Below are 15,846 nucleotides of genomic sequence, written 5' to 3'. Positions count from 1 at the left end.
CCTCAAAAATTACATTTCCTCAATCCGTTTGATTAAAACGTCAATAATTTCTTCTTCCCGGTACTTTCCAACAATTTCTCCTTTTTCAAACAGCAAAGCGCATCCATCGCCTCCCGCGATTCCGATGTCCGCTTCTCTGGCTTCCCCCGGCCCGTTAACCGCGCATCCCATCACCGCTACTCTCAGCGGCTTGGAACAGTTTTCCAACCGGTCCTCCACCTGTTTTGCCAAAGAGATCAAATCAATTTTTGTTCGACCGCAGGTAGGACAGGAGATAATCTCTATCCCTTCCCGGCGAAGGCCAAGAGATTTTAAGATATCCTTTGCGGCTTTGATCTCCTCCAGCGGGCTATCCGTAAGGGATACACGAATAGTATCCCCTATTCCATCCGCCAAAAGCGAACCGATTCCAATAGCAGATTTAATCAGTCCCATACGAGCGGTTCCCGCTTCCGTAACCCCCAAATGGAGAGGATAAGGAAGTTCTTGATCCGCCAACCGGTAAGCCTTAATCATCGTGGGCACGTGAGAGGATTTGATGGAAAGTACAATCTTATCAAAATCAAATTCTTCTAACAGTCGGACATGATATATCCCGCTTTCCACTAAAGCCTCCGGGGTCGGCGCACCGTATTTTTGCAGAATATTCTTTTCTACCGAACCAGAATTTACTCCGATTCGAATAGGAATCCCTTTTCTTTGGCAAATACGCGCTACCTGCCTGATTTTATCCTTTTCTCCGATATTTCCTGGATTAATACGGATTTTATCCGCCCCGGCAGCGGCGCACTCCAAAGCAATTTTATAATCAAAATGGATATCCGCCACCAGAGGGATAGAAACTTCATTTTTAATGGCGGGAATCAACTTTACAGCATTCAAGTCGGGCACCGCTACCCGCAGAATTTCACATCCCGCCTGCTGCAGCGCCTTTGCCTGGGAAATATTTCCCTCCAAATCTTCGGCGGATATTCCCAGCATAGATTGGATTGCAACCGGATTTCCCCCACCGATGTTTACCTTTCCAATCGCTACTTCATTTGACATACCGCACCGTCCCTGTTAAAACAATTTTACAATATCATTAAAAGTTACTACCAGCATCAATCCCATCAGCAGAAGAAAGCCCGTCGCATGGATAATCCCTTCATATTTGGGGTTGACCGGACGGCGAATTACAAGCTCGATTAATAAGAAAATCAACCGACCTCCATCCAGTGCAGGCAGCGGAAGCAGGTTAAACACGCCGATATTTACTGTAATAAACCCGACCAGCGTCAGCAAGGTGGTAAAATGATCCGCCGCCGCCTGACCTATAGCGCTGGAAACCCCTACCGGTCCGGAAAGTTCGCTTAAAGCAAAGTTTCCAGTAATCAGATTAATCAGCGACATCCATACCTGCCGTACAATGGAAAACATCCACATCACCGTGTATTGAACGCTGCCCCAAAAAGTTTTTGGGGTGGAATACACATAAAAATCTAAATTGATAAATTTCTGCCCGTTTTCATCGGTAGTCATACCGAATTCTATTCCTTCCAAGGAAAGTTTGTTCCCATCCCGAACCACCGTCATATCTACCGCTCCGTCCCGGTCGCTGATCAGGGAAAAGACGATATCATTTGAAGTAAATACCCTGCTTCCATTAATGCTTAAAATTTTATCGTTTACCTGAAGCTGAGAACTGCTGGTGGCTTCTTCTTTAAACTGGGCCACCACTGTAGTCGGCAGATTGGTACGCAGTCCTACAAGGATAGAAAGAATTAAAAATCCCAGCACCACGTTCATAAAAGCACCGGCGCATACAAATATAATCCTTTTCCATAACGCCACATTTCCAAACGCCCGAGGGTCTGTACTGCCTTCATCCTCCCCTTCTACCGCTACATAGCCGCCAATAGGAAGTGCTCGAAGAGAATATTTTGTTTCCCCTTTTTGCTTCGACCAAAGCGTCGGTCCCATCCCAATAGCGAATTCATTGACTTTCATGCCGGAAAGTTTTCCTACCGTAAAATGCCCCAGCTCATGGATAAAAATCAAAAGACCAAAAACCAGTACCGCTATAATAATTTGTACCATTGTGCTCATAAGTCACTCACCATTCATATAATCAAATAGGGGCGGCTGCCCCTATGTTATAGTATTCTTAAGGCGTAAGACAATATTCCTTTATCATCTCGCGCACCTGCTGATCCGTAAAAAGTACGTCTTCCAATGTATACCGATCCCGGCTGCAGGAATAATGATCCAATGCATACCGGACGCATTTTCCAATATCCGTATAAGAGATCTTCTGCTGTAAAAACAAAGCCACCGCCTGTTCATTGGCGCTGTTCACCACACATGGATACAGTCCTCCCCGGATAACTGCGTCAATACAGCTGGACAAACAGACAAAAGTATCCAAATCCGGTTTTAAAAAGGTTAAATTTCCATACTCTGTCAAAGAAAGCCGCTTTACCGGGGTAGGTTTTCGCCTGGGATAAGTCAGCGCATACTGTATGGGAATTTTCATATCCGGAACTCCCATCTGGGCAATGATAGAACCATCCACATATTCCACCGCGGAATGAACCACACTTTGCGGATGAACTACCACCTCAATTTGATCCGGACGTAGATGAAACAGCCACATGGCCTCGATAAACTCCAACCCTTTATTCATTAAAGTGGAGCTGTCTATCGTAATTTTTGCACCCATCTCCCAGTTGGGATGCTTGAGCGCCTGCTGCAGAGTAACCTTTTCCAAATCCGCCGCCGTCTTTCCCAAAAATGGACCGCCGGAAGCGGTAAGAATGATACTATGTACTTCTTTTGAGCTGCTGCCCTGCATACTTTGAAAAATCGCCGAATGCTCACTGTCCACGGGAAGAATATCCACTCCATTGGCGCGTGCAGTGTCCATCACCAATTTTCCGGCGGCAACCAGGGTTTCTTTGTTCGCAAGGGCCAAGGTCTTTTTCGCCTGCAATGCGGCAAGCGTCGGACGAAGCCCCACCATTCCCACCACAGAATTGACCACCAGGTCATTTTCCGGCAGCGCCGCCGCTTCACACATTCCCTCAACCCCGGCCAAAAGCTTGATATCCGTATCATGCAAGGCCAATTTCAGCTGGGAATAGCTTTCTTTCTCAGAAACGACAACATAGCGAGGAGAAAATTCCCTCGCCTGTTTTTCCAAAAGCGCTACGCTTCTATTCGCGGCCAGCGCATTTATCTTATATCCCAAGTGGGAACAGCATTCCAACGTTTGGGTTCCAATGGAGCCTGTGCTTCCCAAAAGCGTTATCTTTTTACTGCCTTCAAACTCCATAATAACCTCACTCAATGCAATAGTTGTGCCAGCGGCAGGTGCATACAGATTAAAAATACCATCGGTCCTACCATCAAAGCACTATCAAAACGGTCCATCACTCCTCCATGTCCAGGCATGATCGAACCGAAATCTTTCACATGATACTGACGCTTAATAATTGACGCAGACAAATCTCCTAAGATGCTCACAAGGGATAACACAGGCACCACCAGCAGCAGCGCTTTATAATTTATTGCGATTGGGCTGCCTAGAGCGCCTACCGCCAAAGAATAAAGAAACGCTACCAAAGACACAGTAACTTCTGCAAACAACAGGCCGCCGACCGCACCCTCCACTGTTTTTTTCGGGCTTATGTAGGGGGCCAGCTTGTGTTTTCCAAATGTCCGGCCGGCAAAATAGGCTCCAGTATCTGAAAGCCAGGCGCTTCCCAAAATAATCAAAGCATAAAATGCCCCTAACACTGCGCCGTCCCGATCCCGCAAATATACAAAAATTGTTAAAGAAAACGGCACCAGCAAGCTGAACGTAAATCCCATAGCGACCTGGTCAATATGAAGCTTGTTATGAGTGGCCAAAAGAAGCGAAAACAGCGCAAGCACATAAAGATAACAAATCAGCATTAAATTCCTGGTAAAGAGCTGTACAGAAAAAAACGGCACTGCCGCGGCAAATGCCGAAACCAAAATAGAAAACAGTTTGTTTTTTGTACATCCAGTAGCGTGCAGCAGTTCATACAAAGCCATCACTGAAATAACGCTGAGCGCAACATTAAGCAGCATTGTATCAAAAAACATCAAAACCACAAACAGGATGCCCAATCCTATTATAGAGGAAATGATTCTCTGTTTCATAATAAAACTCCATTCCGCCGCACAGTAAAATAATAGCGTCTTTCTCATACCGTGCGGAAGGATGAGAACTGTTTTTCTTTTTAAATGCCGCCAAACCTGCGGTCTCGTTTTTCATATTCTAAAATCGCCATATCTAAATCCGCCGGCGTAAAATCCGGCCACAATACATTTAAAAATACCAACTCTGAATAGGCCGATTGCCACGTTAAAAAGTTGGATAAACGGTATTCTCCGCTGGGACGGATAATTAAGTCTGGGTCCGGCTGTCCCGCAGTATACAGGTGATTAGAAACCATCTCTTCATCAATCTGCCCCAAAGAAAGCTCCCCTTGCATACACTTATGCGCCAACGCCTTCACCGCATGAACAATTTCGTCCCGCCCACCATAGTTGAGAGCAATATTAATAGTAATGGCGGTATTTCTCCTGCTTGCTTCTTCCACTTTTTGGATTTTCTGTTTGATATCCTCGCTTAAAGGCTCCCGATCTCCCAAAAAGCAAATCCGCGCGTCTTCTTCCTGATGTTTGAAGGTATCTTCCAGATAATTTCGCAGAAGGCCCATCAATGCGTCTACCTCTTCTTTTGGGCGTTTCCAGTTTTCTGTAGAAAAGGCATATACCGTTACATATTTAATCCCGATTTCCCGGCAATGCTTCATCAGCTTACCAAAGGTATCCGTACCTTTTTTATGGCCGGCATTGCGGGGAAGTCCCCGCACCGCCGCCCATCTTCCATTTCCGTCCATAATCAGCCCAATATGGACAGGCAATTTTTCCTTTGGAATATCTTCTACTCTTTGATATACCAACCCGAAACCTCCTGCCTGCCGCTAATTAAATCTCGAGGATCTCCTTTTCCTTTTTCGCGGCAGTGTCATCTATATTTTTGCAGTATTTATCCGTCAAATCCTGCACTTCTTTTTCCAACTGTTTTTGATCATCTTCTGTAATTTCGCTGCTCTTTTTCATGGCCTTAAGTTTTTCGTTGGCATCCCGGCGAATAGAGCGGATCGCAACTTTTGATTCTTCCGCCTGTTTTCGCACACTTTTGCATATCTCTTTTCTACGTTCTTCTGTCAGCTGCGGGAATACAATACGAATAACCGTTCCATCGTTTTGGGGATTAATCCCTATATCCGAGGCCTGAATTGCTTTTTGAATCGGTCCTAAAGTGGATTTGTCCCACGGCTGAATCACAAGGATACGAGCTTCGGATACAGAAACTGCCGCCATCGATTGAATGGGGGTGGGGGTACCATAATAATCTACCATCACTTTATCCAATACAGCAGGATTCGCTCTGCCTGCACGGATACTGGCATACTCTTCGGAAAGTACAGAAACGGTTTTTTCCATTTTGGACTGATAAGTTTTTATAAGCTCATTCATTGAGATTAATCCTCCTTTACTATTGTACCAATTTTTTCACCTTTTATTGCCCGCAGAATATTGTCCGGATCGGCAAGACTAAACACCAGCACTGGAATTTTATTATCCCTGCACATCGCAGCAGCGGTGCTGTCCATTACGCCCAGCCCTTTTTCTAACACCTCCTGAAAGGATACCTTCTCATATTTTACCGCATTAGAATATTTGTTAGGGTCGCAGTCATACACACCGTCCACCATAGTAGCTTTTAAAATGATATCCGCGTCAATCTCCGCCGCTCTTAGAGAGGACGCCGTATCCGTAGAGAAATAAGGATTGCCGGTACCGCAGCCAAACACCACTACTCTTCCCTTTTCCAGATGCCGGATCGCCCGGTTGCGAATATAAGGTTCCGCGATCTGCTGCATAGTAATCGCTGTCTGCACCCTTACAGGAACCTGTTGAGCCTCTAATCCGTCGGCAATCGCCAGGGAGTTCATGACGGTTGCAAGCATTCCCATATGGTCCGCGCGGGCCCTGTCCATCTGCAGACTGGACCTGCCCCGAAAAAAGTTCCCTCCGCCTACTACAATACCAATCTGAGCGCCAAGCGCCACGCATTTCTTGAGGCTTTTACAGATATCGGTAACAATATCATAATCCAACCCAAATTTCTTATCGCCGGCGAGCGCTTCCCCGCTCAACTTTAAAAGCACCCGCTTATACTCCAGTGGCATAAAGCTACCTCCAACATATTTAATTTTAAACCGATCACGAAAAACACCTGTTTTTACCTGCCGGCTCTTGGTTACATACATATATATTTTACAATAACAGCCCTTTAAAGTAAAGGGTATTGCCTTAAGTTTAACTAAATTTACACAATTGAGAAAAGTATCAATTTTTGTCTTTTGGCTGTCCAAAACAGTAATCTTATGGTAGAATAAAGTACACCATACTTCAAAGGAGAGTTATGCGGATGGGTAAGTATCTATTGGCCCTGGATCAGGGAACGACCAGTTCCCGGGCGATTTTATTTGACCAGGAACAAAATATTATCGAAATGGCCCAAAAGGAGTTTACACAGCTTTATCCCCGGGAAGGCTGGGTAGAGCATGATCCAATGGAAATCTATTCTTCTCAATATGCGGTAATGATGGAAGTCATCGCCAAAAGTGGTGTAAATGTATCGGATATTGTGGGGATCGGTATCACCAACCAACGGGAAACTACCATCCTATGGGATAAAAATACCGGCCGGCCAATTTATAACGCTATTGTTTGGCAATGCCGGCGCACTGCAGAAATCACCGATCAATTAAAATCCGCTGGACTTGCGGATATGATCCGGGAAAAAACCGGACTTATTCCGGACGCCTACTTTTCCGGGACTAAAATCAAATGGATTTTAGATCACGTGGACGGCGCCAGAAAAAAAGCTGAAAAAGGCGAAATCCTTTTTGGAACAGTGGACAGCTGGCTGATCTGGAAACTGACCGGCGGTAAGGTCCACGTAACAGATTATACCAACGCCTCCCGCACCATGATCTATAACATTAAAACTCTTTGCTGGGACGAGGAGCTTTTACATATTCTGGACATTCCCAAGGCAATACTGCCGCAGGTGCGTAACTCCAGTGAAATTTATGGACATACCATTATTCAGGATGTAGAAATCCCTATTGCTGGGATCGCCGGAGATCAGCAGGCCGCCCTGTTCGGGCAGACCTGTTTCGAAAAAGGCGAGGGTAAAAACACCTATGGTACTGGCTGTTTCCTTTTAATGAATACCGGAGATACTCCTTATGAAAGTAAAAACGGACTGATTACCACCATTGCCATCGGCCTTGAGGGAAAGGTACAATATGCCTTGGAGGGCAGTGTGTTTGTAGGAGGAGCGGTCATCCAATGGCTTAGAGACGAGCTTCGTTTTATGACCGAAAGCCGGGACGCAGAATATTATGCCCAAAAGGTGGAGGATACAGGCGGCGTGTATATTGTTCCTGCCTTTACCGGGCTTGGGGCGCCGTATTGGGATATGTATGCCAGAGGCTGTATTGTAGGAATCACCAGAGGAACCAAAAGAGAACACCTCATCCGGGCCGCCCAGGAATCTATCGCTTATCAAAGCTTGGAATTGATGGAGGCTATGGAAAAAGATACCGGCATTGTCCTGCATGAGCTTAAAGTAGACGGCGGAGCCAGCCGGGATGCCTTTTTAATGCAGTTTCAGGCGGATATTCTCAATAAACTGGTACTCCGCCCTATCATTCGGGAGACTACCGCTCTGGGCGCCGCTTATTTAGCTGGACTCGCCACCGGCGTATGGAAAAATAAAGCGGAAATTAAAAATCTGTGGCGGTGTGATACCAGCTTTGCGCCGGACATGGAGGAGAATCGCCGTCAACGGCTGCTGCAAGGCTGGCGCAAAGCGGTGGGCCGCAGCCTTGACTGGGAAGATCACGAATAAAAAAGCAGCGCCAAAACCTTTAGGTTTCGGCGCTGTTTTCGTCGTATATATTAATCTATAACTTCTCTGTACACACAGTTTACTTCCAATCAAAGGGTTGTGAGAAATTCTTATTTCATCATGCTGGCAACTTCTTCAGCGAAGTTGTCTTCTTTTTTCTCCAGGCCTTCCCCTTTTTCATAGCGTACAAATCCGGTAACTTTAATGGAACCGCCCAGTTCTTTCGCAGTATTTTCAGTGTATTTCGCAACACTGATTTCACCGTCTTTAATAAAGGCTTGATCCATCAGGCAGTTTTCTTTATAAAATTTGCCAATTCTGCCGTCAACCATTTTTTCAATAATCTGTGCCGGTTTATTTTTCAGTTTTTCATCGTTGGCGATCTGTGCTTTCAGAATTTCTTTTTCTTTTTCAATCACTTCCGCCGGCACAGAAGCTTCATCCAGGTAGGAAGGCATTACAGCCGCAACCTGCATCGCAATGTCCTTTGCATAAGCTTCAAATTCCGCTTTGCCCGCCAAATCGGTATCAAACATTACCATAACGCCAATACGGCCGCCCCCATGAACATAAGTGCAAACCGTACCCTCCGCAAATGTAAAGCGGCGGATCTTCATGTTTTCACCGATGGTCAGAATTTTTTCTCTAAGGGCTTCCGCAACGGTCATCCCCAGACCAACCGCCTGCATATCCATCAAAGCTTCTACAGAAGCAGGCTTATTGGCCGCAACTGTTTTTGCACAAGCTTCTACGAATTTAACAAATTCATTGTTTTTCGCAACAAAATCGGTTTCCGAGTTTACTTCGATAACAACGCCAACTTTTGTTGCGTCGTCAACCATTGCCAATACAATACCTTCTGCAGCGATTCTGCCAGATTTTTTCGCAGCGGCAGCCAGTCCTTTTTCTCTGAGGACTTCAATAGCTTTATCCATATCGCCGTCGGTTTCTGTAAGCGCTTTTTTACACTCCATCATGCCGCAGCCGGTTCTTTCTCTGAGGGCCTGTACGTCTTTAGCGGTAAATGCCATAATTCGTATCCTCCTATTTTTTCATTTGATATTTTATTATTCCATAGCATAAGTACAGTATGCCGCACGAAAGGGCACGGCATACTGCAAAAATTCTCTCAAAATTACTGCGCAGCCACAGTCTCTTCCGCTTCAGCGGCAGCTTCTTCCTGCGCCTGAGCTTCCGCTTCCGCAGCGCCCATTTGACCCTGTCTGCCTTCGATAATAGCGTCAGCCATAGTAGCCGCCAGGAGTTTTACCGCACGGATCGCATCATCGTTGCCAGGGATAACATAATCAATTTCATCCGGATCGCAGTTGGTATCTACAATCGCAACAATGGGAATTCCTAATTTATGCGCTTCTGCAACGGCAATTTTCTCTTTTCTTGGGTCAACGATAAACAGAGCGGCCGGAAGTTTTTTCATATCTTTAATTCCGCCCAAAAACTTCTCCAATTTTTCGATTTCCAGGTTTAGTTTGCTTACTTCCTTCTTGGGAAGACGTTCAAAAGTTCCGTCCTCTTCCATCTTTCTCAGCTGAGCCAGACGATCGATTCTGCGGCGGATCGTCTTAAAGTTGGTGAGCATACCGCCCAGCCATCTTGCGTTTACATAGTAAGCATCCGCGCGAAGGGCTTCCTCTCTCACACTGTCGCCAGCCTGTTTCTTTGTCCCTACGAACAGGACGTTTCCGCCTTCAGCAGCAAGATCGCGTACGAACATATACGCTTCATCCAGTTTTTTCACGGTTTTCTGGAGGTCAATGATATAAATACCATTTCGCTCAGTGAAGATATAACGAGCCATTTTAGGGTTCCATCTTCTTGTCTGATGTCCGAAATGAACACCCGCCTCCAAAAGTTGTTTCATTGATACTACGCCCATAATAAAAATCCTCTCTTTCGGTTAATTTCCGCCATCTCGCTTTAAGCTCGCCCCGCTATCCTGCTGTTCAATACAGGACACCAGCAAGACAATTGCGAAATGTGTGTTCTGCCGATAATCATTACATACCAGCCGTAATATACTACCATAATTTAAAGAAAATTACAAGTGGTTTTTTCTATTTTTCTTCAAATAATAGTAAGAGAATTAATCCTCTGTAAAAACATCAAAAAATCCCTTGCTTTTTTTAGCGGAAGCGTAAGAGCTAAAGGGATGATTTACTAATATCGTATCCTCCCCGATAACCTCAATATCCTCCCATTTGATGGTAACATCTTCTTCTCTTCCAAATAATCCAAAAAATCGCAGCCTTCCGTAAACCACCAAACTGATAATTTTAGCAGAAGAAGTATCCACTTCCACATCTCCCACATAGCCTATTTTCGCGCCGTTACGTACGTTGATCACATATTTATTCTTTAAATCACTAATTCTACAATACACCAAAAGCCCCCCTTGACATAATTTCACATAATATTTTATTCTAAGGAAAGGCTAGATATATTTTGTCCGTAAAAGTTGACAAATATTGGACAAAAATTATATCATGATTATTATTGTTCGCTTGTGTGCTTTTGAAAGGGGTTTATTAGATTGCAAAGAGAAAAATTCTCTTCCCGGCTTGGATTTCTGTTAATTTCCGCCGGATGCGCCATTGGCTTAGGAAATGTCTATCGATTTCCTTTTATCACCGGCCAGTATGGCGGCGCGGCGTTTGTCCTAATTTATCTTATCTTTCTGCTCATTTTGGGTTTGCCGATTATGGTAATGGAGTTTGCCGTAGGCCGGGCCAGTCAAAAAAGCGCGGCTACTTCTTTCCGAATCTTGGAACCGAAAGGTTCCAAATGGCATTTTCACGGATATTTCTCTATTATCGGAAATTATCTGCTTATGATGTCTTATACGACGATTGCCGGCTGGATGCTGATTTACTTTTTTAAGATGGCTCTGGGTGAATTTTCAGAGAAAAGCCCCCAGCAGGTAGAAGAGGTTTTCCATTCTCTGATGCTTCAGCCTGGGCTGATGGCCCTATTTATGATCATTGTGGTAGTTCTTGGATTTGGGGTATGTTCCTTGGGGCTTCAAAACGGAGTGGAAAAGATCATAAAAGTTATGATGGTAAGCCTATTTTTAGTTATGGGAATTTTGGTGATACGTTCGGTTACACTTCCAGGCGCTTCCCAGGGCCTTCGTTTTTATCTTCTGCCTGATTTCCAGAAAATGTTAGATCAAGGGATTGGTACTGTGGTTTTTGCCGCTATGGGGCAGGCGTTTTTTACTTTAAGTATTGGTATCGGTTCTATGGCAATCTTCGGAAGCTATATTGATAAAAAACATTCCCTTACCGGGGAAGCGATCAGCATTACTTTTCTGGATACTATGGTGGCTCTTTTGTCCGGGCTTATTATCTTCCCTGCCTGCTTTTCCTTCGGCGTACGCCCGGACAGCGGCTTTAATCTGGTATTTGTCACCCTTCCTAACATCTTCAACTCTATGGCAGGCGGGCGGCTATGGGGCAGTTTATTTTTTGTTTTTATGACCTTTGCGGCAATGTCCACAGTAATCGCCGTATTCGAAAATATTATTTCTTTCAGCATGGATCTGTGGAGCTGGACAAGAAAAAAATCGGTAATAATCAATATTTTTCTGGTCATTCTTCTTTCCCTGCCCTGTGTGCTTGGGTTTAATCTATTAAGCAGCTTTCAGCCTCTGGGTTCTGGCTCCAATATTCTGGTACTGGAGGACTTTATTATCAGCAACAATCTGCTTCCTTTGGGTTCGCTTGTGTATTTGCTGTTTTGTACTTCCCGGTATGGCTGGGGATGGAAAAACTTCCTGCGGGAAGCGGATATGGGAAATGGTATTAAATTTCCAAAATGGACCAGAGTATATGTCTCTTATATTCTGCCGTTAATTGTATTGATGATCTTCTTTAAAGGATATTATGATCTGTTTTTTGCAAGTGCAGCTTAAATTAAACGGCCCGCCAAAAGGCGGGCCGTTTTTATTTTATTCTAATCCTAATCCTTTGCTGATGTTGACTACAAAGTCCTGCACATTGGTCACAATCGTTTTAACCCCCAGGCTACCCCGATCCTTTAGTTTATTGACAGAAAACTCGGAAATATCCACACAGTAATAATAGATTGGTCGCACCGTACCATCGGGAAGAACCCGAAAGGAGGGCGTCATATTGCCCGTGGCAATCGAATGCAGCGTTGTAGCCATACAAATCACAGTCGTAGACTTTTTCACACATTGCCTCATGGCGTCCTGTCCAGCGTAAACGTCGCTGTAGACCTCCGGCAGAGGGCCGTCGTCACGGATAGATCCCACCAGTACAAATGGAACTTGTTTTTTTACACAGCTATAGATAATGCCGTCTTTTACCTGCTCTTTTTCTATAAACGCCGGAATAGAACCGTGCAGCCGAACTCGGTTGATCGTATCAATATGATTATAATGTCCGTTGGGTTGGCTTTTTTGGGTATAAATATCCTGGCCCAAAGCAGTTTTTAAATAAGCGGCTTCCAGATCATGGGTCGCCAAGGCATTTCCTGCCAGCAAAGCGCTGACATATCCATTTTGTACTAGCTTAGAAAATGCCGTGCGGGAATCGTGGTCAAAAGCGCAGGCCGGACCAAGCACCCAGGTTATGTAACCGTGTTCTCTTTCGTGCCGAAGAAGCTCATAAAGAGAATCGTAATCTCTCGAATAAGCGGTCTCTCTGGATCTCCCCTGGCGAAAGGCAAAGGTTTCCAAGGGATTTGAATCTTCGGAGGCAAAACCGGCGGTATGGACATAAATCCCCTCGGAAGCGTCTTCTGTCCGGCCAATAACAACTAAATCGCCTTGTTTGAGGCGGCGGGACTCCCGAATGACAATTTCGCCGTTTTCATATACGGCGACACAATCCATGCGGCTTTCTTTCGCCAGCAGCCACTGACCTCCGATCTTAAAATATTCAGGGAAAATAGTCGTTGCATGATATTGTTCCGGAGCTACTTTATCTTTGGGCGAAGGTACCAGCTTTGCTTGGGGAGATTCAACAAACTGCGGTAAAGTAAAATCCGGATGATTGAAATTTGGAAGCTGAAAGCCCATAAAAATATTCCTCCATTGATAAAAAAATTCCGTAACAGCGTTTTTATTATGCCATAATTTAAGGCGGTCTGAACCTTTTACAGGTCTTATAGCATTGGGGGCATAAGCGGTCAAACCCTCACAAATACGAAAAAACAGACAATCTCTCGCCTTCATACTCTTATCACGGTTTGCCTGTACCGTATAATTGTTTTTCATTATAGCAAAGACGCCCAGAAAATACAATGAGGAGGTTGAGTGTAGATGCGGAACTTTTTATCACTTACCTCTTACTAAAATGAAAAAATCTCCGAAAATGGTGCGGTGAATTAAGAAAATATTAAAACAAGGAACGGTGCAGCCAAACGGCTATACCGTTCTTTGCTGTTTTTCCAAAGAAAAAGGACAACTTTAATACACCCTCTATAAATCCATTTTTGAAAAAAGTTGATTGTATATCTTAAAATCCTCGTCTTTGAATACATTAAAAACTACGGACATATCTTTGTGTAACACTAAGTAGGACCTTACCGTTTCAACAGCAATACAAGCTGCCATTTCATTTGGAAAATGAAACTCACCTGTGCTGATGCAACAAAATGCGATTGTTTTAATTTTATTTTTATCGGCAAGTTCCAAACAGGATTGATAACAATTTGCAAGCAATTCACAATCGTTCTCGGTAGGGCGATGAGCTACAATCGGGCCAACCGTATGCAGGATATAGTCACAAGGCAAGTTGTATGCTTTTGTGATTTTCGCTTGTCCTGTGGGTTCTGGATAACCCTGTTCTTTCATCATAGCGGCACATTCCAGCCGGAGTTGCACACCGGCAAAGGTATGAATTGCATTGTCAATGCACCCATGCAACGGACAGTAGCACCCTGTCATGCCACGGTTGGCAGCATTGACGATTGCACCGACTTGAAGTGTGGTAATATCACCTTGCCATAGATAAAGACGCTCTTTCATAGGAATAAGATCGCAAATATTGGTTATACCTTTCTCGGCAATTTTATGTTGTAAAAAAGCGTCTTGCAGCTTTATAAAATCATCCCTCACAGGACGCGGCTCGCGAACATTGACGAGAGAACGAAAAAGCTGCCATTGTGATTGTTCATCGGTTGCAAATTGCCTTGCTTGCCATTGATATTGCGGCATATCAGCAAGCAGCCAACTATTAAGCTGTAAAAGCTGTTGTAGCCTTTCCATTCTTTCTTCCTCCGAAATTTTAGGCAGCGCCAAGTATGCTCATTTTCTGCAAACTATTTTTTACAAGGGCATAATGCCAAGTGAAAAGGTTTTAGATTTTCCAGTGGATTGTAACACTCTCACTGGTAGCGTCAATTTGTGATATGAGTATGTCAACCACCTTGCGCTTATCGTCAAAGCTCACGGACTCCCAGTCATCGAGATAGCCCGTAATACTATCAATCTGTGAAGCGGAAACAGAATTAGCGGTGAGGTCTGCGACCAGCCGGAGCTGTTTCTGCCGTTCCGCATCCAGTTCCTCAATGCGGGTGTTTGCGTATTGCAGGAGAAGCGGATTAGCGCCGGACAAAGTGTCCAGAAGTTTCTCAATCTCGCTTTCCGTCTTTGCCAGGGCAACACGGGCGGCGGTCAGCTTCGGATTATAGCTTTGTTCCTTACCGCCTTTCAGCGTGTGGAATTTCCGCATCTTCTTAACCATCTCACCGTAGACAAACGCCTCCATGTTTTGCGCGGTCAGCGTACCGGCACCCTCGCAACTCTTATTGTCTGCCCGTTGCTTGCACCGCAAATAGGTAACACCGTTTCTGGCGTTCAAACTTGCCAGGGCGTAACCACAGCGCCCGCACTTGATTTTCCCGGCCAGCCATGTGTTATGGCATTTCCGGCCATTCTGGAATGTGGTGTTTTGTGAGAGCTTGCGCTGAACGGTCAGCCAGAGCTGGGAGGGGATGCGCCCCTGGTGGGGAGCAATCACGAGGATCGGCTCCTCGCCCTCGCGCCCTTGATAGAGATAACAGCTATTGTCCCCTGTGAACATTTCCGGGGGACTTTCGATTTTTACGCCCTGGGCTTTGAAGTATTCGTAGATGTCCATATCAGCCTGGACGTAGACGGGGTTCCTCAGCAGTTTCGAGATAAAAGCCCGCTGGAGAGCCTTGTCATAGACCTTGATGGAGTGTTTGACAAAGTACCGGGTTATATCGCCGTAGGAGTTGCCTGGTTCCGCATACATTTGAAACATCAGCTCGGCAAAATCCATTTCCGCATTTTCCACCAGCTTCTTTGTCTTGATCCCGTCCATGACGATGGGCTCAGTATCAAAACCGTAGGGCGTCCGGCCCCGCATATAGTAGCCTTTGGTACACCGGGAATAGAAAGCGTCCTGCACACGCATCTGGATGCTTTCGCGTTCAAGCTGGGCAAAGACAATGCAGATATTGAGCATCGCCCGGCCCATCGGCGTGGAAGTGTCAAACTTTTCTGTGCAGGACACAAACTCCACATCGTACTGCTTGAACAGCTCCATGAGCTTTGCGAAGTCCACGATGGAACGGCTAATCCGATCCAGTTTGTAGACGATCACCCGCTTAATCAAGCCCAGCTTGATGTCCTGCAGAAGCCGCTGGAAGTCGGGGCGCTCAATGTTCTTGCCAGAGTAGCCTTTGTCTTTGTATTCCTTACCCTCACCGCCTTTAAGCTCATAGCGGCAAAATTCAAACTGACTTTCAATGCTGATACTGTCTTTTTTGTCAATCGACTGCCGCCCATAAATTGCATCTATTCTACTATCCATAATTAGCTCCCTTCC

15 protein-coding genes are annotated in these 15,846 nt (G+C 45.2%); 2 read left to right on the top strand and 13 right to left on the bottom strand.

The annotated features are described in order from the left end of the window. Positions 1-9: 9 nt before the first annotated feature. The 7 genes from ispG to pyrH form a co-directional block, all read right to left on the bottom strand. Entirely contained in the window at positions 10-1,047 is a 1,038-nt protein-coding gene (gene ispG / locus H8705_RS01690; protein ID WP_262394121.1) for a flavodoxin-dependent (E)-4-hydroxy-3-methylbut-2-enyl-diphosphate synthase, read from the bottom strand. A 15-nt stretch (positions 1,048-1,062) separates the two neighbouring features. After that, the gene (locus tag H8705_RS01685) at positions 1,063-2,088 is read right to left on the bottom strand and encodes a M50 family metallopeptidase (RefSeq protein ID WP_262394120.1); all 1,026 of its coding nucleotides are present in this window, start codon (positions 2,086-2,088) and stop codon (positions 1,063-1,065) included. 58 nt (positions 2,089-2,146) lie between these two features. Then, positions 2,147-3,313 (bottom strand): 1-deoxy-D-xylulose-5-phosphate reductoisomerase, encoded by a 1,167-nt coding sequence (locus H8705_RS01680; RefSeq protein WP_262394119.1) that lies wholly within the window; start codon positions 3,311-3,313, stop codon positions 2,147-2,149. Between the two features lie 11 nt (positions 3,314-3,324). Beyond that, entirely contained in the window at positions 3,325-4,167 is an 843-nt protein-coding gene (locus H8705_RS01675) for a phosphatidate cytidylyltransferase (RefSeq protein ID WP_262394118.1), read from the bottom strand. Positions 4,168-4,247: 80 nt separating this feature from the next. Continuing rightward, positions 4,248-4,976 carry an isoprenyl transferase gene (locus H8705_RS01670; protein ID WP_262394117.1) on the bottom strand — a complete coding sequence of 243 codons (729 nt, stop codon included), beginning with the start codon at positions 4,974-4,976 and terminating at the stop codon, positions 4,248-4,250. Positions 4,977-5,001: 25 nt separating this feature from the next. Further along, on the bottom strand, positions 5,002-5,556 hold the full coding sequence (gene frr / locus H8705_RS01665) for a ribosome recycling factor (RefSeq protein WP_262394116.1): 555 nt from the start codon (positions 5,554-5,556) through the stop codon (positions 5,002-5,004). Positions 5,557-5,561: 5 nt separating this feature from the next. Beyond that, a complete protein-coding gene (gene pyrH / locus H8705_RS01660) occupies positions 5,562-6,272 on the bottom strand; it encodes a UMP kinase (RefSeq protein ID WP_262394115.1) in 711 nt (236 codons plus the stop codon). 242 nt (positions 6,273-6,514) lie between these two features. Here pyrH and glpK point away from each other — a divergent pair, with 242 nt between their 5' ends. After that, positions 6,515-8,005 (top strand): glycerol kinase GlpK, encoded by a 1,491-nt coding sequence (gene glpK / locus H8705_RS01655; protein WP_262394114.1) that lies wholly within the window; start codon positions 6,515-6,517, stop codon positions 8,003-8,005. A gap of 110 nt (positions 8,006-8,115) precedes the next feature. Here glpK and tsf read toward each other — a convergent pair whose 3' ends face one another. The 3 genes from tsf to H8705_RS01640 all read right to left on the bottom strand — a co-directional run bounded on the left by tsf (position 8,116) and on the right by H8705_RS01640 (position 10,406). Further along, positions 8,116-9,036 (bottom strand): translation elongation factor Ts, encoded by a 921-nt coding sequence (gene tsf, locus H8705_RS01650; RefSeq protein WP_262394113.1) that lies wholly within the window; start codon positions 9,034-9,036, stop codon positions 8,116-8,118. 104 nt (positions 9,037-9,140) lie between these two features. Further along, positions 9,141-9,902 (bottom strand): 30S ribosomal protein S2, encoded by a 762-nt coding sequence (gene rpsB / locus H8705_RS01645; protein WP_262394112.1) that lies wholly within the window; start codon positions 9,900-9,902, stop codon positions 9,141-9,143. Positions 9,903-10,109: 207 nt separating this feature from the next. Next, the gene (locus H8705_RS01640; RefSeq protein WP_262394111.1) at positions 10,110-10,406 is read right to left on the bottom strand and encodes a YlmC/YmxH family sporulation protein; all 297 of its coding nucleotides are present in this window, start codon (positions 10,404-10,406) and stop codon (positions 10,110-10,112) included. Positions 10,407-10,556: 150 nt separating this feature from the next. On the opposite strand from H8705_RS01640, the gene H8705_RS01635 reads away from it, so the two are divergent. Continuing rightward, positions 10,557-11,936, top strand: a complete 1,380-nt coding sequence (locus tag H8705_RS01635) for a sodium-dependent transporter (protein WP_262394110.1) — start codon at positions 10,557-10,559, stop codon at positions 11,934-11,936. A gap of 36 nt (positions 11,937-11,972) precedes the next feature. Here H8705_RS01635 and H8705_RS01630 read toward each other — a convergent pair whose 3' ends face one another. The 3 genes from H8705_RS01630 to H8705_RS01620 form a co-directional block, all read right to left on the bottom strand. Beyond that, positions 11,973-13,067 (bottom strand): ornithine cyclodeaminase family domain, encoded by a 1,095-nt coding sequence (locus H8705_RS01630; protein ID WP_262394109.1) that lies wholly within the window; start codon positions 13,065-13,067, stop codon positions 11,973-11,975. Between the two features lie 402 nt (positions 13,068-13,469). Next, on the bottom strand, positions 13,470-14,258 hold the full coding sequence (locus tag H8705_RS01625) for a protein-ADP-ribose hydrolase (RefSeq protein ID WP_262394108.1): 789 nt from the start codon (positions 14,256-14,258) through the stop codon (positions 13,470-13,472). A 91-nt stretch (positions 14,259-14,349) separates the two neighbouring features. After that, on the bottom strand, positions 14,350-15,831 hold the full coding sequence (locus tag H8705_RS01620) for a recombinase family protein (RefSeq protein ID WP_262394107.1): 1,482 nt from the start codon (positions 15,829-15,831) through the stop codon (positions 14,350-14,352). Between the last annotated feature and the right edge of the window lie 15 nt (positions 15,832-15,846).

Source organism: Youxingia wuxianensis (genome assembly GCF_014385085.1).
GTDB lineage: Bacteria > Bacillota > Clostridia > Oscillospirales > Ruminococcaceae > Youxingia > Youxingia wuxianensis.
Note: the sequence above shows the minus strand (reverse complement) of the source record. Positions and strands in the feature narration are given on the sequence as shown.

Coding starts and splice junctions, on each gene's coding strand:
- ispG (WP_262394121.1), bottom strand. CDS start 1,047: ATGTCAAATGAAGTAGCGATTGGAAAGGTAAACATCGGTGGGGGAAAT.
- H8705_RS01685 (WP_262394120.1), bottom strand. CDS start 2,088: ATGAGCACAATGGTACAAATTATTATAGCGGTACTGGTTTTTGGTCTT.
- H8705_RS01680 (WP_262394119.1), bottom strand. CDS start 3,313: ATGGAGTTTGAAGGCAGTAAAAAGATAACGCTTTTGGGAAGCACAGGC.
- H8705_RS01675 (WP_262394118.1), bottom strand. CDS start 4,167: ATGAAACAGAGAATCATTTCCTCTATAATAGGATTGGGCATCCTGTTT.
- frr (WP_262394116.1), bottom strand. CDS start 5,556: ATGAATGAGCTTATAAAAACTTATCAGTCCAAAATGGAAAAAACCGTT.
- pyrH (WP_262394115.1), bottom strand. CDS start 6,272: ATGCCACTGGAGTATAAGCGGGTGCTTTTAAAGTTGAGCGGGGAAGCG.
- glpK (WP_262394114.1), top strand. CDS start 6,515: ATGGGTAAGTATCTATTGGCCCTGGATCAGGGAACGACCAGTTCCCGG.
- tsf (WP_262394113.1), bottom strand. CDS start 9,036: ATGGCATTTACCGCTAAAGACGTACAGGCCCTCAGAGAAAGAACCGGC.
- rpsB (WP_262394112.1), bottom strand. CDS start 9,902: ATGGGCGTAGTATCAATGAAACAACTTTTGGAGGCGGGTGTTCATTTC.
- H8705_RS01630 (WP_262394109.1), bottom strand. CDS start 13,067: ATGGGCTTTCAGCTTCCAAATTTCAATCATCCGGATTTTACTTTACCG.
- H8705_RS01625 (WP_262394108.1), bottom strand. CDS start 14,258: ATGGAAAGGCTACAACAGCTTTTACAGCTTAATAGTTGGCTGCTTGCT.
- H8705_RS01620 (WP_262394107.1), bottom strand. CDS start 15,831: ATGGATAGTAGAATAGATGCAATTTATGGGCGGCAGTCGATTGACAAA.